This is a genomic window from Methylobacterium sp. Leaf118 (assembly GCF_920984675.1).
Lineage (GTDB): Bacteria > Pseudomonadota > Alphaproteobacteria > Rhizobiales > Beijerinckiaceae > Methylobacterium.
Genome location: NZ_CAKLBV010000011.1, coordinates 58579 through 81908, shown reverse-complemented (window position 1 = coordinate 81908; position 23330 = coordinate 58579). Strand labels below are relative to the sequence as shown.

21 protein-coding genes and 1 tRNA gene are annotated in these 23330 nt (G+C 67.5%); 15 read left to right on the top strand and 7 right to left on the bottom strand.

Annotated elements, in window-relative coordinates; translation table 11 throughout:
* Positions 1-43 precede the first annotated feature (43 nt).
* The 4 genes from LW587_RS07240 (at position 44) to LW587_RS07225 (ending at position 5603) form a co-directional block, all read left to right on the top strand.
* Positions 44-310 carry a hypothetical protein gene (locus tag LW587_RS07240; RefSeq protein ID WP_232628910.1) on the top strand — a complete coding sequence of 89 codons (267 nt, stop codon included), beginning with the start codon at positions 44-46 and terminating at the stop codon, positions 308-310.
* Positions 311-414: 104 nt separating this feature from the next.
* On the top strand, positions 415-2238 hold the full coding sequence (locus tag LW587_RS07235; RefSeq protein WP_232628909.1) for a glycoside hydrolase family 15 protein: 1824 nt from the start codon (positions 415-417) through the stop codon (positions 2236-2238).
* Between the two features lie 203 nt (positions 2239-2441).
* Complete coding sequence (locus tag LW587_RS07230; RefSeq protein ID WP_232628908.1) at positions 2442-4574, top strand: protein-disulfide reductase DsbD family protein; 2133 nt, start codon at positions 2442-2444, stop codon at positions 4572-4574.
* 165 nt (positions 4575-4739) lie between these two features.
* Positions 4740-5603 (top strand): type 1 glutamine amidotransferase, encoded by an 864-nt coding sequence (locus LW587_RS07225; RefSeq protein WP_232628907.1) that lies wholly within the window; start codon positions 4740-4742, stop codon positions 5601-5603.
* A gap of 47 nt (positions 5604-5650) precedes the next feature.
* Here the strand turns inward: LW587_RS07225 and LW587_RS07220 are convergent, their stop codons facing one another.
* On the bottom strand, positions 5651-5983 hold the full coding sequence (locus tag LW587_RS07220) for a hypothetical protein (RefSeq protein ID WP_232628906.1): 333 nt from the start codon (positions 5981-5983) through the stop codon (positions 5651-5653).
* A 512-nt stretch (positions 5984-6495) separates the two neighbouring features.
* Here LW587_RS07220 and LW587_RS07215 point away from each other — a divergent pair.
* Positions 6496-8283, top strand: a complete 1788-nt coding sequence (locus tag LW587_RS07215; RefSeq protein ID WP_232628905.1) for a M10 family metallopeptidase — start codon at positions 6496-6498, stop codon at positions 8281-8283.
* Between the two features lie 162 nt (positions 8284-8445).
* On the opposite strand, the gene LW587_RS07210 is transcribed toward LW587_RS07215, so the two are convergent.
* From LW587_RS07210 to LW587_RS07200, 3 genes are all read right to left on the bottom strand, one after another.
* Positions 8446-8658: a hypothetical protein gene (locus LW587_RS07210; RefSeq protein WP_232628904.1), complete on the bottom strand. Its 213-nt coding sequence runs from the start codon at positions 8656-8658 to the stop codon at positions 8446-8448.
* A 95-nt stretch (positions 8659-8753) separates the two neighbouring features.
* Entirely contained in the window at positions 8754-9056 is a 303-nt protein-coding gene (locus LW587_RS07205) for a hypothetical protein (protein WP_232628903.1), read from the bottom strand.
* 351 nt (positions 9057-9407) lie between these two features.
* Entirely contained in the window at positions 9408-15284 is a 5877-nt protein-coding gene (locus LW587_RS07200) for a hypothetical protein (protein WP_269780305.1), read from the bottom strand.
* 673 nt (positions 15285-15957) lie between these two features.
* On the opposite strand from LW587_RS07200, the gene LW587_RS07190 reads away from it, so the two are divergent.
* Together LW587_RS07190 and LW587_RS07185 are read left to right on the top strand one after the other, a co-directional pair.
* On the top strand, positions 15958-16281 hold the full coding sequence (locus LW587_RS07190; RefSeq protein ID WP_232628902.1) for a PsiF family protein: 324 nt from the start codon (positions 15958-15960) through the stop codon (positions 16279-16281).
* Positions 16282-16376: 95 nt separating this feature from the next.
* A complete protein-coding gene (locus tag LW587_RS07185) occupies positions 16377-16532 on the top strand; it encodes a DUF3309 domain-containing protein (RefSeq protein WP_232628901.1) in 156 nt (51 codons plus the stop codon).
* A 259-nt stretch (positions 16533-16791) separates the two neighbouring features.
* On the opposite strand, the gene LW587_RS24010 is transcribed toward LW587_RS07185, so the two are convergent.
* The gene (locus tag LW587_RS24010; protein ID WP_269780304.1) at positions 16792-16920 is read right to left on the bottom strand and encodes a hypothetical protein; all 129 of its coding nucleotides are present in this window, start codon (positions 16918-16920) and stop codon (positions 16792-16794) included.
* 956 nt (positions 16921-17876) lie between these two features.
* Here LW587_RS24010 and LW587_RS07180 point away from each other — a divergent pair.
* A complete protein-coding gene (locus LW587_RS07180; RefSeq protein WP_232628900.1) occupies positions 17877-18251 on the top strand; it encodes a response regulator in 375 nt (124 codons plus the stop codon).
* Positions 18252-18535: 284 nt separating this feature from the next.
* Here the strand turns inward: LW587_RS07180 and LW587_RS07175 are convergent.
* Positions 18536-18608, bottom strand: a tRNA-Lys gene (locus tag LW587_RS07175).
* Positions 18609-18777: 169 nt separating this feature from the next.
* On the opposite strand from LW587_RS07175, the gene LW587_RS07170 reads away from it, so the two are divergent.
* Genes LW587_RS07170 through LW587_RS07160 form a run of 3 tightly spaced genes read left to right on the top strand, consistent with a single transcriptional unit; the run spans position 18778 to position 21040 of the window.
* The gene (locus LW587_RS07170) at positions 18778-20049 is read left to right on the top strand and encodes a tyrosine-type recombinase/integrase (protein WP_232628899.1); all 1272 of its coding nucleotides are present in this window, start codon (positions 18778-18780) and stop codon (positions 20047-20049) included.
* Positions 20046-20786, top strand: coding sequence for a hypothetical protein (locus LW587_RS07165; RefSeq protein ID WP_232628898.1), 741 nt, complete (start codon positions 20046-20048; stop codon positions 20784-20786). The genes LW587_RS07170 and LW587_RS07165 overlap by 4 nt, the downstream gene beginning before the upstream one ends.
* 47 nt (positions 20787-20833) lie before the next feature.
* Complete coding sequence (locus tag LW587_RS07160) at positions 20834-21040, top strand: DNA-binding protein (RefSeq protein WP_232628897.1); 207 nt, start codon at positions 20834-20836, stop codon at positions 21038-21040.
* 346 nt (positions 21041-21386) lie between these two features.
* Here LW587_RS07160 and LW587_RS07155 read toward each other — a convergent pair whose 3' ends face one another.
* The gene (locus LW587_RS07155; protein ID WP_232628896.1) at positions 21387-21668 is read right to left on the bottom strand and encodes a hypothetical protein; all 282 of its coding nucleotides are present in this window, start codon (positions 21666-21668) and stop codon (positions 21387-21389) included.
* 642 nt (positions 21669-22310) lie between these two features.
* Here LW587_RS07155 and LW587_RS07150 point away from each other — a divergent pair.
* From LW587_RS07150 to LW587_RS07140, 4 genes are all read left to right on the top strand, one after another.
* Positions 22311-22472, top strand: coding sequence for a hypothetical protein (locus tag LW587_RS07150; protein ID WP_232628895.1), 162 nt, complete (start codon positions 22311-22313; stop codon positions 22470-22472).
* A gap of 84 nt (positions 22473-22556) precedes the next feature.
* Positions 22557-22685, top strand: a complete 129-nt coding sequence (locus LW587_RS24005; protein ID WP_269780303.1) for a hypothetical protein — start codon at positions 22557-22559, stop codon at positions 22683-22685.
* Between the two features lie 146 nt (positions 22686-22831).
* Positions 22832-22972, top strand: coding sequence for a hypothetical protein (locus tag LW587_RS07145; RefSeq protein WP_232628894.1), 141 nt, complete (start codon positions 22832-22834; stop codon positions 22970-22972).
* A complete protein-coding gene (locus LW587_RS07140; RefSeq protein ID WP_232628893.1) occupies positions 22969-23328 on the top strand; it encodes a hypothetical protein in 360 nt (119 codons plus the stop codon). The genes LW587_RS07145 and LW587_RS07140 overlap by 4 nt, the downstream gene beginning before the upstream one ends.
* The last annotated feature ends 2 nt before the right edge of the window (positions 23329-23330 follow it).

The window sequence follows — 23330 nt, the reverse complement described above, 5'->3', positions numbered from 1 at the left end:
TCGGGCGCGGTTGCCCCTCCCATTCCCGCTGGAGATCCACCCGATGAAGCACGCGACCCGTCTCGGTCTCTTCGCCCTCGCCGCCGGGCTCCTGCTCGGCGGGGTCGGCCCCGTCCTCGCCCAGGGCGCCGCGGGGGGCGATGCGGGCAGCGGCCTCTCCCCGGGCGCGAGCGCCACCGGCAACGATCGCTCGGCGGGCGTCAACAACGGCAATTACCGCCGCCCGGGCAGCTACGGCACCCGCGGCTCGTTCCGGTCCTCCTACGGGCGCCCCCGCCGAATCGGACCGCACCGCCGCCACCGCTTCTGAGGCGCCGGACGGCCGACCCGCGCCGGTGTCGCAGGGCCCCGGTCGGGGCAACCCTGCCTGAGCCGAGGCGTTGCCGCGCGAGCCGAGGCAACCGGGACGAGGCCGTGACGGACAAGCCGATCGCCGATTACGCCGTGATCGGCGACACCCGCACCACCGCCCTGATCGCCCGCGACGGTTCCCTCGACTGGCTGTGCTGGCCCCGCCACGACGCGCCAGCGGTGTTCCTGGCCCTGCTCGACCGCGACCGGGGCGGTGCCTGCCGCTTCGTCCTCGAGGGTCTGCTCGGCACCGAGCGCCGCTACCGGCCCGGCACCACCATCCTGGAGACGCTGTTCGTCACGCGGACCGGACGGGCGACCCTGACCGACTTCATGCCGCTCGCCCGCCACGACCCGGTGCCGGAGGAAGGGCCGGACGGACGGGCCGAGGCCCGGGTCGTGCGCCGTCTCGTCTGCGAGGCGGGCCAGGTCTGCGGGCATTGGAGCGTGCGGCCGACCTTCGACTACGCCCGGGCCCCGACCGAGGCGCAGGCTCAGGCCGAAGGCACGGTGCTGTTCCGCGGCGGCGGCGACGCCCTGCGGGCCGCCGCCTCCGTCCCGTTCGACATCGGAGCGGGTGACGCCCAGGCGGCCTTTCGCCTGGAGGCCGGGGCCCGCGCCGATCTCGTCCTGTCGCACGGTGCCGACGGCACGGCGGGGCTCGAGCTTGTCGAGACCTGGCTGTCGGAGACGGACGCCTATTGGCGGGAATGGTCGGGCCGCTGCACCTACCGGGGGCCGTATCATGAGGCCGTGCTGCGCAGCGGGCTCACCCTCAAGCTCCTCACCCACGGTCCCTCCGGCGGGATCGTGGCCGCCGCGACGACGAGCCTGCCGGAGGCCGTGCCGGGCAACCGCAACTACGATTACCGCTACGTCTGGATGCGGGACGCGAGCTTCACCGTCACGGCCTTCGTCAATCTCGGCTACGACCGGGAGGCCGCCGAGTTCCTGCGCTTCCTGCGCGACGCCGATCCGAGCCGGGGCCGTGACCTGCGCCTGATATACGCCCTCGAAGGGCCGATGCCCGCCGAGGACATCCTGGACCACCTGCGCGGCTGGCGCGGGACCGGTCCGGTGCGGATCGGCAACGCGGCGGCCGACCAGCGCCAGTTCGACATCTACGGCGAGTTCCTGGCGGCCTTGCACCACTATCTGGAGGCGGTCGAGTTCGACCCGCCCGTGAAGGTCAACGACCACCTGCCCGAGGCCCTGGCCCACCTCACCGACCACATCCTCCGCGTGCGCGACGCCCCCGATCACGGCATCTGGGAGCTGCGCGGGCCGATGCGCCAGATCCTGCACACGAAGGCGATGCTCTGGGTCGGGCTCGACTGCGCGGCCCGCATCGCCCGATCCGTGCCCGAGCACCGTCTCGCGAGCCCCGAGACCATCGCGGCCTGGGAACGGGCGGCCGAGGAGATCCGCGCCGCGTATCACGCCCAGGGCTGGAACGAGCGGGTCGGCGCCTACACCATGGATGACGACTCGGACGATCTCGACGCGGCGGTCCTGCGCGCCGTCCTGTTCCGCGGCTTCGACGCCCGCTCGCCCCGCGTGGCCGCGACCCTGGAGCGGGTCGGCGAGCAACTCGGGGCAGGCGACCTCCTCTACCGCTACCGCCTCGACGACGGCCTGGAGGGCGCGGAGGCGACCTTCACGGCCTGCGCCTTCTGGCGGGTCGGCTGCCTTGCGCTCAGCGGACGCCAAGGGGAGGCCACCGCCCTGTTCGACCGGCTTCTGGCCCGCGGCAACGATCTCGGCCTGTTCGCCGAGGAGATCGAGGCCGGGAGCGGCGAGCAGCGCGGCAATTGCCCCCAGGGCTTCACGCATATGGCGCTCATCAACGGCGCGGTGCGGCTCGCGCATCTGCGCGACGACGCCTGAGACCACCTCGGCCGGGAGGTCGCGCCCCGCCCCGCCGTCGCGGGGGCCCTCGCGGATGGGTGATCCGCGTCGCCGACCCGTCTGAGCGGGGCCGGCCCGGCGCTTCGAGGGGTCGCGGCGGCCCCGCTCTCCCTCGATCCCCACGCCTCTGCTAATCCTGCTCGGGCCGGCGCAAGGCGCCGGGGCTCGCCGCAAGACCGACCATGCTCCGCCTTCTCCTCGTCCTGGCCCTGTCGCTCGCCGCTCCCGGCCTCGCCGCGGCGCAGGCCGGCAAGGCCCCGAAGGATCTCGTGCGGGCCCGCCTCGTCGCCGAGGACACCGCCCTCGTGCCCGGCCGCACGGCGACGCTGGGCCTGACCCTCGCAATGAAGCCGGGCTGGCACGTCTACTGGCGCAATCCCGGCGATTCCGGCCTGCCGCCGGAGATGGCGTGGCGCCTGCCCGAGGGCTTCGCCGTCGGCCCGACCGGATGGCCGGCGCCGGAGCGCATCCCGGTCCAGACCCTGATGAATTTCGGCTACGAGGGCGACGTCACCCTGCTGATGCCGCTCACGGTGCCGGCGGCCCTGCCCGTGGGCGGCACGGTGCGGCTCGCCGGCACCCTGTCCTATCTCGTCTGCGAGGAGATCTGCATCCCGGGCTCGGCCGAGCTCGCCCTCGACCGGCCGGTCGCCGCCGCGGCCGAGCCCGACTCGGCTCAGGCGGCCCTGTTCGCCCGGGCTCGCGCCGCCCTGCCGGAACCCGCCCCGTTCCCGGTCCGCACCACCCGGGAGGGCGACCGGATCGTCCTGCATCTCGACCGGCCGGATTCCGCGCCGGCGGTGCGGGCGGCCGCCTTCTTCCCCTATGCCGAGGATGCGCTCGAGCATGCCGCCGCGCAGACGCTCTCCACGGAAGGCGGCGGCCTGCGTCTCACCCTGACGCCGGGCGACAAGCCGCCCGACGCCCTGGCGGGCGTCCTCGCCCTCGATCTGGGCGAGACCCGAACGGCCTACGCGATCGGGCCGGAGCCGGCACCCGCCCTGGCAGCACCGGCTCCGGCCGCGTCTGCCCCGGCGGTCCGGGCCGACGAGAGCCTGACCCTGTGGAGCGCGGTGGGACTCGCGATCCTCGGCGGGCTGCTGCTCAACCTGATGCCCTGCGTCTTCCCCGTCCTGTCGATCAAGGTGCTGAGCCTCGTGCGGCAGGCCGGCGCGGCGCCCGGCCGCGTGCGATGGCACGGGCTCGCCTATACCGCGGGCGTCCTGGCGAGCTTCCTCGGGCTCGCGGGCCTCCTGATCGCCCTGAAGGCGGGCGGCGCCGGAATCGGCTGGGGCTTCCAGCTGCAGTCGCCGATCGTGGTGGCGCTGCTCGCCTACGGGCTCTTCGCCGTGGGCCTCAGCCTGTCGGGGGCCGTGCATGTCGGGAGCGGCATCGCCGGGCTCGGCGACGGGCTGACCCGGCGGGCGGGCTACCAGGGCTCGTTCTTCACGGGCGTGCTGGCGACGGTGGTGGCCACGCCCTGCACCGCCCCCTTCATGGGCGCGGCGGTGGGCTTCGCCCTCACCCAGGGGCCGCTCGTGGGGCTCGCCGTCTTCGCGAGCCTCGGTCTCGGTCTCGCCCTGCCCTTCCTGGCGCTCACGGCCTTTCCGGGGGCCCTCCGCCTGCTGCCGCGGCCGGGGGCCTGGATGGACCTCGTGAAGGGGGCGCTCGCCTTCCCGGTCTACGCGACGGTGGCGTGGCTCGTCTGGGTGCTGGCCCAGCAGGTCGGACCGAACGGGCTTCTCGCGGCGCTCGGCGGCCTCGTGCTCGTCGGGTTCGCCGCGTGGAGTTGGGAGCGGGCCCGCCCCGCCGGCCGCCTCGGCGGCGGACTCGGCCGCGCGGCGGCGATCCTGTCGCTCGCCGCCGCCCTCGGCCTCGTCGTCGCCCTCGACGGCGACCGGGCCGGCCCGGCCTCGGCGCGGCTCGTGGCCGGAGAGGAGCCCTTCACCCAGGCCCGTCTCGACGCCCTGCGCGCCGAGGGACGCACGGTGTTCGTGGACATGACCGCGGCCTGGTGCATCACCTGCCAGGTCAACGAGCGCACGGTCCTCGCCCGCGATCCCGTGCAGACCGCCTTCCGGGCGGCCTCCGTGACCACGCTCCGGGGCGACTGGACCAACCAGAACCCGGAGATCACCCGCTTCCTCGAGCAATACGGCCGCAGCGGCGTGCCGCTCTATCTCGTCTATCGCGGCCGGGCCGAGGGCCGGGTTCTGCCCCAGATCCTCACCGAGGCGACCGTGCTCGCGGCGATCGGCGGGGCCGATCTCGCCGCGCGGGAGGACAAGATGGTCGGGCCACGGGCGGTGGAGTGAGGGCCGCGCCGACCGGCCCGCCCGACGCGCCTCGATCCCGGGGATGACGGAGCCGGCGACCGCGCGGGCCCGGCCTCCCCTGCGGCAGGACCGCCCGCCCCGGAACGCCCGCGCAGACCCATCGGTTCGGGTCCCGGGGAATGGCTCCCCGGAGCGTCATCACCGGTGCCAGCGACATCAGCCGGGCTTCGTTTTCTCGTCGCCGAGAGCGAACCGCCCGAGGCCCGGGACAAGCGGCGCGCCAGCGTCGGCCGCTCGTCGGGCGAGACCTATCTCGCCATCCTCCACCGCCTCGCGCCGGGGGCCACCTGCCACCGGATCATGCCGGCGGACGCCGATGCCGCCCTGCCGTCGGGCACCGCGCTCGCCGATTACGACGCGGTCTTCCTGACCGGGTCGCCGCTGGCCGTCTACGAGGAGACCCCGGAGGTGCGCCGCGCCGTGGCCTTCATGCGCGCGACCTTCGCCAGCGCCACGCCGGCCTTCGGCTCCTGCGCCGGCCTGCAGCTCGCGACCGTCGCCGCCGGCGGAACCGTGCGCCCGAACCGGCGTGGTCCGGAGGCCGGCTTCGCGCGGCGCATCACCCCGACCGAGGCCGGCCGCGCCCATCCGATGCTGGCGGGCCGGCCCGCCGCCTACGATGCGCCCAGCATCCACACCGACGAGGTCGCGACGCTGCCGGACGGGGCGGTTCTGCTGGCGAGCAACCGCGCGACCACCGTCCAGGCCGCCGAGATCCGCTACGAGGGCGGGCTGTTCCGGGGCGTGCAGTACCATCCCGAGATCGACCTCGACGAGGTCGCGGGCGCCCTGCGCCGCCAGGCGGACGATCTCGTCGAGATGGGGCTCGCCGAGAGCCGCGCCGCGGTCGAGGGGCAGGCCGACCTGATCGCGGCGCTCCACCGCGAGCCCGACCGCCGTGACCTGGCCTGGCGGCTCGGCCTCGACGATCAGGTCATCGAGGACCGATGCCGCCAGCGGGAGATCGCGAACTTCATCGCCCTGCTGCGGGCGCCTGTCCCGGCCTGATCCGGCCCCGCCCTTCCCCGAGCGGCCGGCGCGTCCTGCGGGTCCGGCTACCGCGCGCCGACCCGGCAGGAGAGCGGCGCCTCGATGGGGCAGGAGGCCGGCGGCTCGCGATAGATCCGCACCCGGGGCGGCTCCTCCCCGTTGTCGAGGGCACTGCGACGCTCCTCCTCGGCGTAGTCCCAACTCCAGTCGTCGGAATGTTCTCCATCGAGGACGACGCCGGCCCGGCAGCCCCATCCGTATGTCCGGGCGATCTGAGCCTGCTCGTAGCTGACCGTGAAGTAGCCGAACTCGTGAAGCTCCATGTCCCGGCAGAGGATTTTGCCGTCCGGCGTGACGATGTCTCCCGGCTTGGCGCCCTCCGGCGTTGTCGATGTCATGGTGGATTCCCCCCGCGTCGCGATCCGGCACGATCATACCGGCCTGCGCCGCGGAGGGAACAGGTCCGCGCAGGTGTTTCGCGTCAGCGACCAGCGATCGATCAGGCGGCCGATCCCCGTCGCAGGTTCCGCCCGATCGCAGACGCCGGCCTGACCGGCGAAGTCATGCCGGCCGGCGATCTTGTTGGCATGCACTTGGGCGCGGGCGCCTGATACTTCGGATCGATCGCTGCGCGGTCGGAGGCGACCGGAGCGCCGGATGCGGGGACGCTCGGGCGTGCGGAGCGTGGTCTCGCCGTGGGCTAGCGCTCTCGCGAGATCCTCTCCTGTCGAAGCCGGCGAGCCGCGCCCGGATGTCGTGCCCGGGATCGCGGTGGGGCGAGCCGGGGGCTCGCCCGCCGCGCCATCGGGTCGGATGCCATCGCCGAAGGCCATCACCAGGAGGCGTTAACGATGTTCCGCTATCACACCGCGCATCCCCCGTGACATTTGGATAGGCGAGAACGGCCATAATGAGTACAGCATTGCAAGATGGTGCGCAGGAACTTGCCGCCCTTCCCAACAAAGGCAGCCAGAAGACCGCGCTGCTCTTTCAGTTTGAGCGGGATGGTCAATACCATTTCAGCGGCGACGACCGATTGGATCCGATCCTGATCGGATCGAAGTGGACGGTCGACACACTGAGCTACAGCTTTCCGACCAGCGGGAGTTTCTACGAGGGGCAGGGATACGAACAGGATATCGACCAAATTGGCGATCCTGCCCTTCATGCGGTCTTCAATCCGCAACAGCAAGACGCGACGCGCTACGCCCTCGATCTGATCGATGCGTATACGGGTCTGAGCTTCAAGGAAATCACCGAGACCGCCGATACGCATGCGGACCTTCGCTTCAGTCAGACCCGGTGGGTCGAGGAAAAGTCGGCCCACGCGAACTTCCCCACCAGCAAGCCGATGGCCGGCGATGTCTGGTTCGGCGCCTTTCCTGGGCAGCCCTTTTACCAGACCCCGGACAAGGGCAACTGGGGCCAGGCGACCATCATGCACGAGATCGGCCATGCCGTCGGGCTGAAGCATGGACACGACGATTACACGTATAGTCCGCTGAACGCGTATCTCGGTCTTCCCGAGGACGGAAAGCCTCGCTACGGCACCGCCGCCCTCCCGCTCGAACACGACGGACAGGATTGGAGCCTGATGAGCTACCGCTCCGATCCGGCCAACCGCGACATCACCTTCGAGGGCGACGGCTTCAACCAACCGCAGACCTTCATGCAGGACGACATCACCGCCTTGCAATTCCTCTATGGGGCCGATTTCGGGACCCACCGAGGCAACACGGTCTACACCTGGAACGCGAAGACGGGTGAGATGGCGATCGACGGCGTCGGCCAGGGCGCGCCGACCGCCAACACGATCCTGATGACCCTGTGGGACGGCAACGGCGTCGATACCTACAACCTGTCGAACTATTCGACCGCCCTCTCGATCGATCTCCGGCCGGGCGCCTTCTCGACCTTCTCGGTGGCGCAGCTCGCCAACCACCAAGCCTATTCGGGGGGGCACGCCCTCGCCGCCGGCAACGTGGCCAATGCGCTGCTGTACCAGGACGACGTCCGCTCCCTGATCGAGAACGTAGTGGGCGGCAGCGCCAACGATCGGATCCTCGGCAACGTGGCCGCCAACCGCCTCGATGGCGGGAGCGGCGCCGACACGATGTCCGGCCTGCGCGGCAACGACACCTACCTCGTCGACAATGCGGGGGATCGCGTCAACGAATCGTGGCACGGAGGGTGGGACACGGTCGCCAGCTCGGTGAGCTACACCCTCGCCGCCAATCAGGAGATCGAGGAACTGCGCGTCGCCCTGGTGGCCGGTGACCGGGCGATCGACCTGACTGGCAATGCGCTCGCCCAGAGGGTGATTGGCAACGATGGCGCCAACGTGCTGAACGGCGCCTGGGGCAACGATGTGCTGACCGGTCGCGGCGGGGCCGATACCTTCGTCTTCGCCAATGCGCTCGGCTCCAACAACGTCGACCGCATCACCGATTTCGCCACCGAGGACACGATCCAGCTCTCGGACGACATCTTCACCGCCCTGGCGCCGGGCCCGCTCGCCGCGGGCGCGTTCAAGAACATCAGCACGGGCGTCGCCGATGCCAACGACCGCCTCCTGTACAAGCAGGCGACGGGTGAGCTGTTCTACGACGCGGACGGTTCGGGCGAGGCCCTGAAGGTGAAGGTCGCCGTGTTCGAGAACAAGGTCGCGCTCACGGCGGCCGACTTCTTCATCGTGTGAGGCGACGCGGGCCTGAGTCGATGTCCCGCCCCGGCTTTCGCCGGGCGGGGCCGACGGCGGTCGCGCCGGCCCGCGCCGCCGCACAGACCCAGGATGACGGCCGGTCCCTCACCGACCCCGTCATCCTGCGGCATCCCGTACGGATCGAAGGGCGTAGTCCCTTCAAGGGAAACGCGACAGGGCCTCGTGCAGCGCGCGCTTGGCCATGTCCCGCGCGGCGGTTTCGACCTGAGCGTCGGACTCGATGGCAGGAACCCGGACTAGAACGGTCACCTCGACGCTGCCCTCGGTCTGGGACGGCGCCTCGCAGGGAATGCGCACCAGCACCGTCTGCACCCCGCCCGCCGTGCCGTGATGTTCTTGGGTCATGCGCATGGGTGTTCTCCTGTTTCTGGAAGATGTTGGCCGTGACGCGCCCCTGATTTTGCTGGGAGCCGCGTCCAGGAAAGCGCGAAACGGTCGCTGGCGCCTCATTGCAGGCGGTGCGGGCTTTCCATTGCGGAATGGGGCTGCACCAAGGCTTCGATGGCCGCAACTTCGAAGCCGAGCTGTAAGATCAGCTGCGCGTGTGCGTCTTGATTCGCGCTCTCGTCTTGCTCCTCATGGATCCGAACCAGCAGGCCCAGGATTTTCATCCATGGGTTGTCGCACGCCAAAAGCAGTAGACTCCGTTCTTTGTGCCAGCGCGTCTCGATCAGGGCACAGATACGGGAGAGATATCCCGCCAGCCGCTCGTCTGACGATTGATATTCTTCGAGGTCGGTGCCGTTCATGGAAGACAAGCGTGCCCATGGTCCGAGGCGATGTTTGTCTAAGGGGAACGCGCGCCGAGCGGCCTTTATTCCGGTTCGCGGCGTGCGCATGGACACTTCGCATCCGGAGCGGCCGTGCCGCCGATGTGTCGCCGACGACGATTGTTTTCGCCTCGTGACGGGCGCGCGCAGGGCCGTCTCACGCCATCCGCCTCCGAAGAGGGGGCCGCCCGGAAGGCGCGGTCTCCGGCGAGGTTGGACAGGCGCGAAGCGCGACGCGGTGGAGGATGAGGGCGCCAGGCTGGCTCCCTCGTCCGAATGGCCCCGCCCGGCGTAGAGCCGGGGCGGGATCTGTTCGAGGTCCGACGGGCCTCAGGCCACGACGAAGTCGGCGGCCGTGAGCGCGACCTTGTTGTCGAACGTCGCGATCTTGACCTTCAGGCCGCTGCCCAAGCCGTCGGCATCGTAGAACAGCTCGCCGGTCGATTGCTTGTAGAGGAGGCGGTCGTCCGCATCGGCCACGCCGGTGGTGATGTTCTTGAACCGGCCCGGGTCGAGTTCGCCCGTCGCCAACGTCTTGAAGATGCTGTTCGACAGCCGGATCGTGTCGTCCGCCGCGAAATCGGTGATGCGATCGACGTTGCCCGTCCCCAGCGCGCTGGAAAACGCAAAGGTATCGGCGCCGCCCCGGCCGGTCAGCACGTCGTTGCCCCAGCCGCCGTTCAGCACGTTGGCGCCGGTATTGCCGATCAGGGTCTGAGCGAGGCTGTTCCCGGTCAGGTCGATCGCCCGGTCGCCGACCGACGCGAGAACGCGCAACTCCTCGATCTCCTGACCGGCCGCCAGGGTGTAGCTCACGCCGGCCGCGACCGCGTCCCGGCCGCCGCCCGCGGCTTCCGTCACCTGATCGCCGGCATCGTCGACGAGGTAGGTGTCGTCGCCGGCGCCACCGATCAGGGTGTCGGTGCCGCCGCCTCCGTCGATCCGGTTGGCACCGCCATTGCCCCGGATGGTCTGCGCGAACGCGTTGCCGGTCAGGTCGATGTCCCGATCACCCACCGACAGGAGAACACGAAGCTCTTCGACCTCCTGACCGGCGGCGAGGCTGTAGGTGACCGAGGTTGCGACCGAGTCCCAGCCGCCCCCTCGGGCCTCGACGACCTGGTCGCCCGCGTTGTCGATGAGATAGGTGTCGTTGCCGGCATCGCCGTGGAGGGCGTCGATCCCGCCGCCGCCGTCGAGCCGGTTGTTGCCGGCATCCGCCACGAGCTTGTTGCCGAACCCGTTGCCGGTCAGGCTGATCGTGGTCTTGGCTGCTTTATCGACCGTGCGGAGTTCCTCGATCTCCTGACCCGCGGTCAGGGTATAGGAGGCGCGGGTCATCACCACATCCCGGCCCTTGCCCGCGCCCTCGATCACCTGATCGCCGGCCTGATCGACAAGATAGGTGTCGTTGCCGCCGAGGCCGACCATGGTATCGGCGCCGAGGCCGCCGTCGAGGATGTTGGCGCCGGCATTGCCCCGCAGGGTGTTGCCGCGCTCGTTGCCGGTGAGGGCGAGGGCGGCGGTGCCGGTGTCGAGCGTCGTGGCGAGGGTCTCGATCTCCTGCCCCGATTCCAGCACGTAGGACAGGGCGGATTTGACCGTATCGCTCCCGCCATCGGCCGCTTCGATGACGCGGTCGCCCAGGCTGTCGACGAAGTAGGTATCGTTGCCGCCCGCGCCGATCATCAGGTCGTCGCCGCCCAGACCGTTGATGACGTCGTTGCCGTCGCCGGTCGTCACCCCGTCATTGTGCTGCGTCAGCGTCAGGTCGAACTGTTCGACGCCCGAAAAGGTGAGCGTGCTGCCGAACTCGATGGCGAAGCTGCCGGCATATCCGGTCGTCAGGCTGCCCGTCGTCACGCCCCCGCCTGCGCCGCGGATGGGTCCGGTGTTCGACCAATCGACGATGAGCGTATCGGAGCCGCTGCCCAGATCGACGGTGTCACTCCCGCCCGCGATCGTGACCATGTCGGTGCCGGCGCCCGTCGCGATCCGATCGGCCAGAAAACTCGACAGCGTCGTGATGCGGTCGTTGCCCGCGCCCGTGGTCAGCTCGATCGCCTCGATTCCGGCCACAGACCCGGTGCCGAGATAGAGGGCCTGCCGACCGGCCGCCGTCAGGTCGAGCACCATGGCCTCGGCCGCGGTCATGGCGGATTTGTCGGCGATCCAGCGGTCCCTGTCGCCTCCCCCACCCTCGACGATGTCGACGCCTTTGCCCGTCTTGAGCGTGTCGTTGCCGTCGCCGCTGCGGACCGTGTCGTCGCCGTCCCCGGTCGTGATGCTATCGTCGAGATGGGTCAGCGTCAGGTCGAAATGCTCGACGCCGGCGAAGGCCACCGCGCTGCCGAATTCGATGCCGAAGCTCCCGCCGTAGCCCGCCGCGAGGCTGCCCGCCGTCACGCCCCCGCCCGCGCCGCGGATCGGGCCGGTCTGGGACCAATCGACGACGAGCGTGTCGGAGCCGGCGCCCAGATCCACGTCGTCGGCGCCGCCCGCGACCTTGACCCGGTCGTTGCCGGCCCCGGTTCCGATGCGGTCGCTGTAAGCCTCGCCGCGCGTGAGGATCGTGTCGGCGCCCGATCCGGACAGGAAGCGCCGTGTCGCCGGAACGCTCGGGTCGTCGGCGAGGCCGAGCACCTCGATGTCGCGGACGGTCGCCGTCACGCCGCCGATGACGTAGCTCGACTGCAGCGCGTTCAGGTCGATGGTCATCCCGACGGTCGCGGCCGACTTGTCCGCCGTCCACGTATCGCGGCCGCGTGTGCCGTCCGCCTCGGATCCCCCGTCGATGATGTCGACGCCCTTGCCGGTGTCGAGCGTGTCGCCGCTCGCGCCGGACCGGATGGTGTCGTTGCCGTCCCCGGTCGTGACGGTGTCGTCGAGTTGGGTCAGCGTCAGGTCGAAATGCTCGACGCCGAGGAAGGAAACGGTGCTGCCGAATTCGATGGTGAAGGTGCCGCCATAGCCGGCCGCCAGGGAGCCGCCCGCCGCGACGCGGCCCGAGGCACCCCGGATCGCGCCCGTGCCCGACCAATCGACGACGAGCGTGTCGGTGCCCGTTCCCATGGTGACGGTGTCGGCGCCGCCCGCGACCTTGACCCAGTCGTTGCCGGCCCCGGTCACGAGCGTGTCCGCCAGGTTGCTCGATCGCGTCGTGATGCGGTCGTTGCCGGCGCCCGTCGTCAGCTCGACCGCTTCGATACCCCTGATGGTGCCGGAGGTGAGATAGGTCGCCTGGAGGCCCGTCGCTGTCAGGTCGAGCACCATGGCCTGGCTCGCCGTCATCACCGCCTTGTCGGCGATCCAGCGGTCCTGGTCCCCGCTGCCGCCATCGACGATGTCGATGCCCTTGCCGGTGCGGAGCGTGTCGTTGCCCGCGAGGCTGCGCACGACGTCGTTGCCGTCGCCGGTCGTGATCTCGTCGTCGAGCTGGGTCAGGGTCAGGTCGAAGCGTTCGACGCCGGTGAAGGCGACCGTGCTGCCGAACTCGATCCCGAAACTCCCATCGTAGCCCGCCGCGGCGGTGCCGCTCGTGACGCCGCCCCGGGCGCCGCGGATCGGGCCGGTGTTCGACCAATCGACGACGAGCAGGTCGTTGCCCGCGCCGAGCGTCGCCGTATCCTGACCGCCGATCACCGTGATGCGGTCGTCCTTCGCGGCCCCGAACAGGGTATCGTTGCCCGTGCCGCCGGTGAGGTCGAAGCGTTCGACGTTCTCGAACGACATCGTATAGAAGAGTTGGATGGAGCTATGGCCCTCGGTCGTCGCTGTATACCAGAACGATTTATAGCTGCCGTCGGTATCGCGAAAGATGTTGGACGTGGCCGCCGACCAATCCATGATCAGCCGGTCGCCCGTCCCGGCGCCGCCGTCGAAATGCGCGCCGGGCGTCGCGAAGGTTCCGCGCCCACCCGAGGTGGCGAGGTCGACCGCCAGGGTGTCGTTGCCGCCGAGCCCTGAGAACTCCGTGTACACGGTCGGATAGGTGGGCTCGTTCGCGGTCAGATGGGTCGGATTGGCGACCGTGCCGCGCACGTCGAGAAGGTCGTCGCCGTCGCCCGCCTCGAGATCGATCGCCTCGATCGAGGTCAGTTTGGTGCCGTCCGACAGCGTGACGCTGCCGCCGGACATCGCGGTCTTGAGGACGATCGTGTTGGCGCCGCTTCCGGAGAGCTTGACGATCGCGCGGTCGAAACCGGCGCCGCCATCGATCTCGTCGCCGCCGCCGCCACCGCTCAGGATGTCGTCACCGCCGTTCCCGAACAGGAAATCCTTGTACTCTCCGCCCTGCAACGCGTCGTTGCCGGAGCCGCCCTTCAGGAAAAACTTCTCGACCTCGTTGAAATAGAGGATCTGACCCGCTTCGTTGAAGGCGGTGCCCGAGCGCGAATAGCTTTCGGCCTGGCCGATCCGGGGCGCATATTGAGACCCGCCGGGCGCGGCGAGGCCCTTGTAGACGATCTGCGTGGTCGAGCTCGACCAGTCCATGATCAGCGTGTCGATGCCGGAGCCGCCCGCGAATTGATCGGTCCCCGGCCCGATATCGGAGAAGGCGGCGGTGTCGTCGCCGCCATGGCCGTAAACGAGATCCGAACCGGTGCCGGGCCGGAAGGCGTCGTTGCCGTCGAGGGCGGGGTCGTTGGCGGTCGCCGTGCCCCCGTCACGGTACATCCGGACGTTGTCGAGCAGCGTCCCGTGCGCGTCGCCGCCGCCGATCTCGACGAAGGTCAACCGGTTCGCGTTGGACCCGCTCCCGACGCCGCCGAAGACGTTGAGGGTGTAGGTCACGACGCCCGTCGTGGGCTCGACGGACGTCGCCCCGGCGGCGGTGAGGTCCACGAGCGTTCCGCCCCAAAAGACCTGGAACCGCGCATCCGCGCCGGCCACCGCCCGCACGTCGAAGGCGAGCCGGTAGGACGCGCCGTCGGTGAGGCCCTGGACCACCTGCGAGATCGCGACGTTGGTGTTGGCCGCGTTGCCCTCGAGATCGACGCCGTAGCGCCCTTCGGACGGTGCGCCTGCGGTCCCGTTCGTGAACACTTCGAGATGCGCGCCGGAGAGCAGCGTCCAACCGTCGATCGGCTCGTTGTAGCCGTAGCCGTTGGCATCGAATTGAGGGGTGTGAACCGTCTCGAATCCGCCGTTGCGGATGAAGTTGCTGTCGTGGCCATAGAGCGTGTCGTTGCCCGCCCCGCCGTCGAGCAGGTCGCCACCGAGGCCCCCACGCAGCACGTCGTCGCCGTCGCCGCCCGTGAGCGTATCGTCCGCAGTGGTTCCGGCCGGGTCCTTGAAGCTGGTGGCGGACAGAACCCGGTAGCCGCGCGCCATCGACATGACGTTGCCGGCAAAGCTCGCACCGTCCTGGCCGATGAGGGTGGCGCCGTCATTGCCGATCAGCGCGCCGCCGGAGAGCATGTAGGCGCCCGACAGGATGGAGGACGCCCCACCGCCGAGATTGAGCAGCGTGCCGCCGTCCTGGCCGACGAGGCTGGCGCCGTCGTTGCCGATCAACGAGGCCGCGGAGCGCGCGGCGAGCGATCCGCCATCCTGGCCGATCAGGCTTGCCCCGTCCTGGCCGACGAGGATGGCGCCGTTATCCGAGATGAGGCTTCCCCCATCCGTTCCGATCAGCCGGGCCGTGTCGATGTCGATCAGACCATTGATGAACCCGGTGCCGCTGGTGGTGATCGAGCTGGGCGCGGCGTTGCTCGTCAGCGTGATCGTCGAGGATCCATTTTCGGAGTGGCCGATGAGTTGGAGCGGGATGCCCTCGTGTTCCGGCGTCGTGATCTCGGTCAGGGAGTACGTGACGAGGTTGCCATCGAGGAAGGTCTTCACCTCCCGATACTTGGTGCCATCCGGCCGGACCTGAAGGATCTGGGAGCCCGTGAGCGCACCATGGGTGTAGGCGTCGTCCGGTCCGAACGTGGTCCCCGCCCCGGGAGCCGGCTGGGCGAAATTGAGCTCCGTGTAGCTCCCGTTCGTCCCAAAGCTCTTGTACTGGTTCAGGCTTCCATCGGAATAAAGCCTGAAGGAGACGGCATCGTCGGCCGGGGGGAAACTGGTGCCGGCCGGCGCGCGGGTGCCGTCCGGGCGAATGTAGATGATGTTCGAGGCGCCCGAGACCCACTCGATCTTCATTTTTACTTCGTTGTTGCCGTTCAGGTACAGGTATGTCGTATTGGACGGAATGATCGCCATGTGAGTACCTGCCCCCCGACTGCTTATTGTGTGGCGCGTGCGAGCGAGCCAATTTCGGCGGCAAAATTCGATATTTTTTGCAGACTGTCAATCGCATGCGAGTTGACATGAGGCGGGAGTAATGCTGTTGGTCTTTTTGAACATTTACCAGGCATTGCCAGTGTTGGTCTGTTTCATTGGCATGACAGTGGTACAAAGATCCCCAGAGGGCAGCAAAGGCGACGTATTGTACGCGTGACCGATCGTGATGCCGCCCGGTCGATCGATCGGTAGGTTTCGGGTCCGACCATGCTTGGCTCGGCCCGTCAGTGTTCAGGTGGCCGGCACTCTGGCCCGATGCAGGTCTTGGTTGAACCGCAAGGCTTGCCTCTCGGACGCGTGGCGCGGACCGAGCCGGCCGAACGGCATGGATCGGGCGGCGCGCGGTCGACACCTCGCCTTGGGCCGATCCCTGATACGGGCTCCGCTTGATCAAAGCGGAGCCCGGATCAGGCAAGCCCGCGCGGCGTTTGAGCGAAGCCCAAATCCGCCATCCCGAAGGGATCAACCGGATTTGGTATGAGAGGTCTGACGATGACGGCCGAGCGTCGCGCGGCTTGTGCAGAAGGTCGATCCGAGACGGCGTGCCGATCTTCAAGCGTGCTACGATAGAAGACCTTCGCGGAGACTTCCCATGCGCGCCTCCCTCCTGCTGTTCCCGATCCTTGCCGCCTTGATCCTGCCGGCCGCAGCCCAGGCTCCGGCCCCCTCTGCGGCGCAGACCGCGCAACGCGAGCGGATGAAGATCTGCAATGCCGACGCGGGCACGCAGAAGCTCGCTGGCGACGCCCGAAAAAGCTTCATCGCCGAGTGCCTCGCCGGCAAGGCGAGTGCGGCGCCGGAGAAGGAGCTGACGCCGCAGCAGGCCAAGATGAAGAGCTGCAATGCGGACGCCGGGGCCAAGAGCCTGAAGGGGGCTGAACGCAAAGCGTTCATGAGCACCTGCCTGAAGGGTTAGCGCAGGACGCGATCGAAGATCCGCAACGAATCCGTGACGGCAGTGGTTACGCGTCAAGCTCACGCAATGATGCTGGGGCGTGGGGAGCGTCGACGATGTCCGTCACAACCATTCTGCTGATCCTGCTCATCCTCCTCGCCTTCGGCGGTGGCGGATTTTTGGGAGGAGGCGCCTATCGCGGGCCGGGATTCGGGCTCGGCGGCATCCTTCTCATCATCCTGATCGTCCTGCTGGCGACCGGGCGCCTGTGACCGATCCCTCGGGCTCGGCCTCCGCTTGGCCGAGCCCGTGACCGAGCGCTTGTTTCAGAGGCCGGTGCGGTGAGGGTGCGAGCCCGGCGGGCGGGTGTGCGCCCGTCAAGCCGGGGCATGGCTCGGCACGACCTCCTCGGGGCCGACCCGTGGCGCGACCTCGCTCTGTTCGGGGCGATGGGGGTAGCTGGCGTGACGGCCGCCGCGGGCGGACGGCGTCGCACGCGTCGCCCGCTGGATCTGCGGGTGCGGACGCAACTCAGTGAGGCTGTCGCTCCACGGCGGGCGCGCTCACGCGGTCCATCCCCTGGGCATGCGCGTACGACCACGCGAGATAGGCCGTGAGCAGAGCGGCGGCGGCGCAGAAGAAGACCGAAAAACGAGGCATGGCGCAGCCGTAGCACGGGAGTCGCGATCGGTGAGGCGGGGCGGTCGAAGCGTGTGAGCTATGGCACCCCGCGGCCTGAGCCAACGGCGGCCGTCCGACCGTCGGGACATGGCTCCGTGCCGTCCGGGGGCGCGTGCTTTCCTGGGACGACCGGATCACGCGGTCCCACGCGGCCGCCGCATCACGTTCGGCCCCTGTGTCGGTGCCGCCGCCGCGACCCGGTCCGACGTTCCTTCGGCCTAACGATCGCGCAGGCCCGGCGAAAGGATCGGCGCGTCTTGGCCGGTCTGAGGGACGAACCTCCCCCGCTCACCCGTTGACCCTGAGCCCCCTTTCAGAGGGCTCGACCACCTCAGCCCCGCCCGGCGACAGCCCGGCGGGGTCTTTTCGCTCCGCCGCGTCTCAGGACGAGCCGGTTGAGCCGAGTCACCACGTGGTGCCCACACCCGAGTCCGTTGCCGTGAACCGCGATGGTCGCGTGGTCCCAGGCGACCCCGTCGACGACCGGGGCTCGTCAGCCTCGAAGACAGACCGTTATAGAGCGCGGCATTCTACGCTCTCGAGGGTGCCGCGCTTACGGAACCCCCTACCGCAGGCTCTGCCACAGGGGGACGATGATCGCGAAGAGAAGGACGTTGTAGGCCGACGCCCAAGCGAGAAAGATCCGAACGGCGCAGTTCGGGGGGATGAGCGTGCGGCGCTCGTTGGGGGCCGGTGGAGGCGCGGAAACCGGCGAGGCTGCGGCCGGCCGCGCCGGGAGCGACGGAGCCGAAAGGAACCGCGTCAGGCTCGCCGGAAGCGGTCGATGTGAGCAAGCCTCGTCAGCGATTGCGGCAGCCTGAATGACGTTTGTGGGACGCGCAATGCCAATTCGCGCAAGGGGCGGGGAGAGACTGTTTTCCCGAACGTCTTTCACCCTACGCTGAACGATCGCAGGTCGGCCCGGTTAGCAGGCCATGAGCCCGCATCCGACCGCCCTCGCCCCCGTCGTGCTTGTTGTCGAAGACGATGACATTCTTCGCATGCTCGCCGTCGATATCTTGGTGGACGAGGGTTTTACGGTGCTCGAGGCCCCCACGGCCGATGCGGCGTGGCTCATCTTGAAGAGCCGATCCGACATCGGGGTTCTGTTCACTGACATCAACATGCCGGGACAGATGGACGGGCTCACCTTGGCTGCCCGCGTTGCCGAGCGCTGGCCCCACATTCGCCTGGTGGTGACCTCCGGTCGTCGTGGTTTCAGCAACGACGATATGCCCGACGATGGGCAGTTCGTGCTGAAGCCCTACCGTCAGAGCCAACTGGTCAGCGCCATCGGCCATGCGGGGTGAGCGAAAACGGCGACGAGCGGGTCCGCCATTTCGTCCAGGCTTCCTCGGCAGCGTCCTGAGGATTGGTGCTGCCCTCGCCAAGGATAGGATCGGAGCCGTCCAGGCCGGGCACCCTCGGGTCGAGGAGCTGCACGAGGAGATCGGATAGGTGGCGAAAGACCGGCCACAGGCGCATCTGATTTCATCGTTGGAGAACGCCGAAAAGGACCGTCGGGCAGTGGCTGACAAACGGATAAACCCTCGACGATTCAAAGGGTTGTGTTGCCCGACAAGCCTGGGTGAGATGGTGAGCGCGCTGGGACTCGAACCCAGGACCTACAGATTAAAAGTCCGTTCGAAGCCGTTCCGCCGCCGCTCAAATCCGTGCATCGCCTATCATGCAAGCCACTGTAAGCAAAAGGCTTGACGCTGGATGATCGCTCATTCATCAATCACGGGGTAACACCGCCGGGCACGGGTTTTCCGTTACCCCAGCGTTACCCCGGTGCCGCTGACGGTCCCGGGTAACAGCCAGCCGGGGTTCTCCGTGGCCGTTCTGACGATGAAGTCCGTAGAGGCTGCGAAGCCCGATCCTACCAAGCGACGGGAGGTGCCGGACGGCGCGCTCCCTAGCCTCTACCTTTTGATCCAGCCCTCCGGAGCGAAGTCGTGGGCTGTACGCTACCGCCTCGACGGCAAGCCAAAGAAACTCACGCTGGGCCCCTACCCCCGCATCCCGCTTGTTGAGGCACGTGAAGCGGCGCGGCAGGCTCTGCGATCGGTGGCAGAGGGGCGAGATCCGGCGAACGAGAAGCAGGCGGCAAAAGCAGACGAGGTCGCGGCTGCGATGCGATTCGGTGCCGTTGCTGCCGACTACATCGAGCGCTACGCCAAGCCTCGAAATCGAAGCTGGCGGGAGACCGAAGCTTTTCTGACGCGCACCAGGGGCGACGATGAAAAGCGCCTGCCCCGTTCTCGCTCTGGCCCTGACAAATGGCAGGAAAGAGATATCCGCACGATCAGCCGGGCCGACGTTCTGGACGCCCTCGACGCGGTTGCCGAGCGGGCACCTGTTCACGCGAATCGCTTGTTTGCTGCTCTCCGCAGGTTTTTCGCATGGACCGTTGAGCGCGGCATCCTCGTGACCTCACCGATGGCGGGGCTGAAACCGCCCTCCCCTGAGGTTTCTCGCGACCGCGTGCTGAGCGATGCCGAGTTGATCGCAACGTGGAAGGCCACGGAGGAAATTGGCTTCCCCTTCGGCCCCGTCGTACAATTGCTGATCCTGACCGGGCAGCGCCGATCCGAGGTGATCGAGGCTGAGTGGCGGGAATTCGACCTCGACGCCGCAACGTGGACGATCCCGCGAGAGCGGGCGAAGAATGATCGCGCGCACGTCGTGCCGCTCGCACCGCAGGCGGTGGAGATCATCTGCGGACTGCCCCGGATCGGCAGCCGTTCGCGGCTGCTCTTCACCACGACAGGCGAGACAGCGTTCTCGGGCGTCAGCAAGGCCACCGAGCGGCTTCAACGCCTCGCGGCCGCCCACCTACCGGGTGGGCAGGAAAGCGCGCCTTGGAGGCTCCACGACCTGCGTAGGACGTTTGCCAGTGGTTGCGCCCGCCTCGGTGTACCGGTGCATGTCGTTGAGAAGGCGCTGAATCACGTCAGCGGCACCCACGGCGGCATCGTCGGAGTCTATCAGCGGCACGACTACGGCGACGAACGGCGACGCGCCATGGAGCTTTGGGCCGCCCACCTGAACGGTCTTTTGAAGGGTGCAGCTAAAGTCGTGAAGCTGGAGCGGCGGGCGTCATGAATTTGCAGGAGCGATATAAGGGCCTGCCGTTCTCCTGTGAGCAGGTCGAGGAAATCGGCGCCTTCCTCCGGCTCGAGGATCACGAACAGGCGTGCTTTGCGGCAGCTTCGCTCGCTAGAGTGCTGGCTTTCTATGAGATCGCATTCAATGCAAAAAAGCGAATGGGGCCTACTGATAAGGTTGCATCCAAACTAGCGCAGATCTCTGCTGCTGCTTCCGCGTTAGCTAAGCTTCTGGAAGATGACGCGGTTTGCGATATTCCTTTCAATGGGCTGTGGGAATTGATGGGATTCGAGCCACAACTCAAAGGTCTTGATCGCTCCCCGTTATGGCGCGACAGGGGGGTAACCCTGCTGGAGCTGCGACAACTAATTGAAAATGTTGCCTTCAGCTCTGATAAGCTTGCAAAAAATGACACGCTTATGAGGGGTTATTACTTTCTCCCGCCCCGGCGAGATTCTGGACACAATCTCGAGACTTCAAGCATTTGGCCTGTGTTGTTCATAGCATGGGAGCAGCATGGCAGAATGGTCGCAGGATCAGTTGCAGGAACTAACGATCTCCATCGCTTCGTCAATTTAGTTCACGAGGCGGCTGGATTGGCAAAACCGAATTTGAATACACTCAATCGCGCTGTGCAGCGCTGGAAACAGGATCCTCGTCGCAATCGTCCTGAAAACGCTGCATGGTATTTCGGCCCCGTCGCTGGGAATACGGATGCGATAGGAGAGGCCTGAAGACGCGTCTATTTGAATGGTCGCTCGCAAGCAAACAGGAGCGACCGATGAGCGATACGGAAAACTGGCTCAACAACGCCGAGGTGCGCAGTCGCTATAAGATCAGCGCAGCGACGCTCAACCGCTGGGATCGTGATGACGATCTCGGCTTTCCAAAGCCGATGGTGATCAACCGTCGCAAGCTGTACCCGCTCAGCCAGCTACGGAACTGGGAGCGCTCTCAGGCTTCAGCTTCGCGTCGTAGAGCAGCATGATCGCGCCCGGTACCCGCCGCGGCGATCAGGCGGTCTATGCCGGCCGACGTCTTGTCGGCTTCGTGCGCCCCTCAGTCGGAGGCGCCATGGCCTTCGGGCCTGATGGCGATAGCCTCGGCGCCTTTTCTTCAGTGAAGGCTGCACGCGACGCTCTCACTGCCCGCGCAACAGCATCGCGGGAGGATAGGGAATGAGCACGTCCCGGAAAATAGAAAGGGCCGGCGCTGATAACGCCGGCCCGATCGATAAGGCGGATACCTTGGGGAAGGTTGAAGCTAAATACCCCGGAACAGACGTGCCGGCAATAGTCACGAAGTTCCCTCGTGACGTGAAGGCGAGGCGCTCTTCAGCAGCAATTCGGCTTGCTGAGATTTCTCGGCTTGCTCACGGTCGCCGGGAATTTGGGCTCGTTGTTGATCCGCACCTGTTCGCTTGGTGTTTCGCTGCTACGCTGGCAGCTGCGGCACCAGGGCCTTACCCGATCGCTCGACGCCAGCGGATGTTGCGTTGGCATGGCCTGAACGTGGAATCGCTTCGGCACGCTGTTGAGCGCGCGGAGGTCGGAGCTTTCTCGGCCGATGAGCTGGTGACGATCATCCGAGATATTGAGCGCGGACAGGCGGCGCATGGATCGACCCTAATCCGGCCGGCAAAGCTCGGTGCGCTGCTGCAAGTCACGGCTGCGGAGCGGGAAGCGTTCCGGCTGCGGACAATCGATGCGATTGATGAATGTCGTGAGGCTCGACAGGCTCGGCTGACCACAGAACGGCGCGCTCGCGATGCGGAGCGTAAGCGGGCTCAGCGTGGCTGCGTCCCGCGCGCGCTCTACGAGGCGGCATCGCTTACTGCGACCGCACCCTGGAAGGCAGAGGGGGTCTGCCGACGCACTTGGGAACGCCGACAGGGCGCTGTCGCAAGTCTGTCCACGCACGTTCTATCTATAGAGGGTGAGCGGACAGACTTGCGACACGATGGGGATCAGACCGTGAACGAGCAAGCCGAGGCCGATCGGCAGCGAGCTCGTAGTTCTTCCGAAGCGACAGGCGTTCGCCGAATTTCCCGAATTTCTTGAATTTCACGAATATCGATATTCAAGAAATCTCCTTATTTAATTTAATTAAAAGACTATTTACAAGCGCGCGCAAATGACTAATATCTAAGTTATAAGGCTGCCTTGATCATACAGGCCGCCTCAATATTTACACCGTACTACAGAATCGGCTGCACCGAGCGGCTGTGCGGCCCGGCGCTATCCGGAGGGAGCGAAGCTATGTCCGAAGTCCAATATTTCGATGATGCGATGCAGGCGCTGTACGACACGCTGCTCGAGACCGCGCGGTGGCGCCGCGAAAAGGCAGTCGAGTTCCCGAAGGATGCCCGCAACCTCGACGCCGCGGAAACGCTCGAGCGGCTCGCCTCTACGGTGTCCTAGATCCACCCCGCCCTGCTGCAGCGCTGGGCAGAGCACTGCGACACAGAAGAGATCAGCTACCGGCTGACCGAATTCCAATCCGAGGTGCTGCGCCAGGTCGGCTTCTGGTCGGATCCAGCGAGCGCAGAAAAGCTCCTGGAGGAGATCGTCGACAGAGGGGACGAGCTGCGCGCCGATCTCGATGTGGATCGCGCCGCCGATGCGGCCGCCTGAATTCGCCACCTGAGAATTGAAACGGCCGAGGAAGCGGCTGCCACCGCCCCTCGGCCTCCGATGGAAATCCAGCGAGGACACCCATGGTCGATAACCGAAATACCACGGCGAACAATTCCCGGAAATGCCCTCGGCAGGTTGGCCCCGTGACGGCCGCGCTGCGAGCGATGCGGCCGGACACACCGGAACGGCGAGAACTTCAGGCGTTGCGCGATGCCATCGCCGAGCGGATCGAGGCGGATATCGCTCTGCTCGATCGGCTCGACGCTGGGGAATTCAGATCATGAGCAGCCGTAAGCCGCCTTCGGGAGGCGCTGGCGAGTTCGTCGTATTCGCCCGGTTCAAGGGGTCTGGTCGCATCAGACCGCCGCGCGGGAAGCAGCTTCCCGAGCACGCCAGCCTCGACGAAGCGCTCGCTGAGGCTCAGCGCCTATCGATCAGTTCGAAATTACCGGCCGCTGTATTTCGGCAGATTTTCGCGGTGCCGCCGCCGGTAGAGGCGAGGCCGGTCGTCCGGCGCAAGCCGCGCCCTGGCCCGATCAAGACGGAACGCACACCGCCCACGGACCCACCTGAAGGCGCTCGCAAGGTCATCGTCGAGGTGCGCCGCCGCCGCGGCAAGCCGGTTCAGAAGGAGATTTGATC

Excerpts from the sequence above, each read along its gene's own strand:
- LW587_RS07230 (WP_232628908.1), top strand. The coding sequence starts at position 2,442 with ATGCTCCGCCTTCTCCTCGTCCTGGCCCTGTCGCTCGCCGCTCCCGGC.
- LW587_RS07180 (WP_232628900.1), top strand. The coding sequence starts at position 17,877 with ATGAGCCCGCATCCGACCGCCCTCGCCCCCGTCGTGCTTGTTGTCGAA.
- LW587_RS24010 (WP_269780304.1), bottom strand. The coding sequence starts at position 16,920 with ATGCCTCGTTTTTCGGTCTTCTTCTGCGCCGCCGCCGCTCTGCTCACG.
- LW587_RS07140 (WP_232628893.1), top strand. The coding sequence starts at position 22,969 with ATGAGCAGCCGTAAGCCGCCTTCGGGAGGCGCTGGCGAGTTCGTCGTA.
- LW587_RS07155 (WP_232628896.1), bottom strand. The coding sequence starts at position 21,668 with ATGCGCCGCCTGTCCGCGCTCAATATCTCGGATGATCGTCACCAGCTC.
- LW587_RS07220 (WP_232628906.1), bottom strand. The coding sequence starts at position 5,983 with ATGACATCGACAACGCCGGAGGGCGCCAAGCCGGGAGACATCGTCACG.
- LW587_RS07240 (WP_232628910.1), top strand. The coding sequence starts at position 44 with ATGAAGCACGCGACCCGTCTCGGTCTCTTCGCCCTCGCCGCCGGGCTC.
- LW587_RS07160 (WP_232628897.1), top strand. The coding sequence starts at position 20,834 with ATGAGCGATACGGAAAACTGGCTCAACAACGCCGAGGTGCGCAGTCGC.
- LW587_RS07165 (WP_232628898.1), top strand. The coding sequence starts at position 20,046 with ATGAATTTGCAGGAGCGATATAAGGGCCTGCCGTTCTCCTGTGAGCAG.
- LW587_RS07205 (WP_232628903.1), bottom strand. The coding sequence starts at position 9,056 with ATGAACGGCACCGACCTCGAAGAATATCAATCGTCAGACGAGCGGCTG.
- LW587_RS07185 (WP_232628901.1), top strand. The coding sequence starts at position 16,377 with ATGTCCGTCACAACCATTCTGCTGATCCTGCTCATCCTCCTCGCCTTC.
- LW587_RS07215 (WP_232628905.1), top strand. The coding sequence starts at position 6,496 with ATGAGTACAGCATTGCAAGATGGTGCGCAGGAACTTGCCGCCCTTCCC.
- LW587_RS07190 (WP_232628902.1), top strand. The coding sequence starts at position 15,958 with ATGCGCGCCTCCCTCCTGCTGTTCCCGATCCTTGCCGCCTTGATCCTG.
- LW587_RS07210 (WP_232628904.1), bottom strand. The coding sequence starts at position 8,658 with ATGCGCATGACCCAAGAACATCACGGCACGGCGGGCGGGGTGCAGACG.
- LW587_RS07150 (WP_232628895.1), top strand. The coding sequence starts at position 22,311 with ATGTCCGAAGTCCAATATTTCGATGATGCGATGCAGGCGCTGTACGAC.
- LW587_RS07200 (WP_269780305.1), bottom strand. The coding sequence starts at position 15,284 with ATGGCGATCATTCCGTCCAATACGACATACCTGTACCTGAACGGCAAC.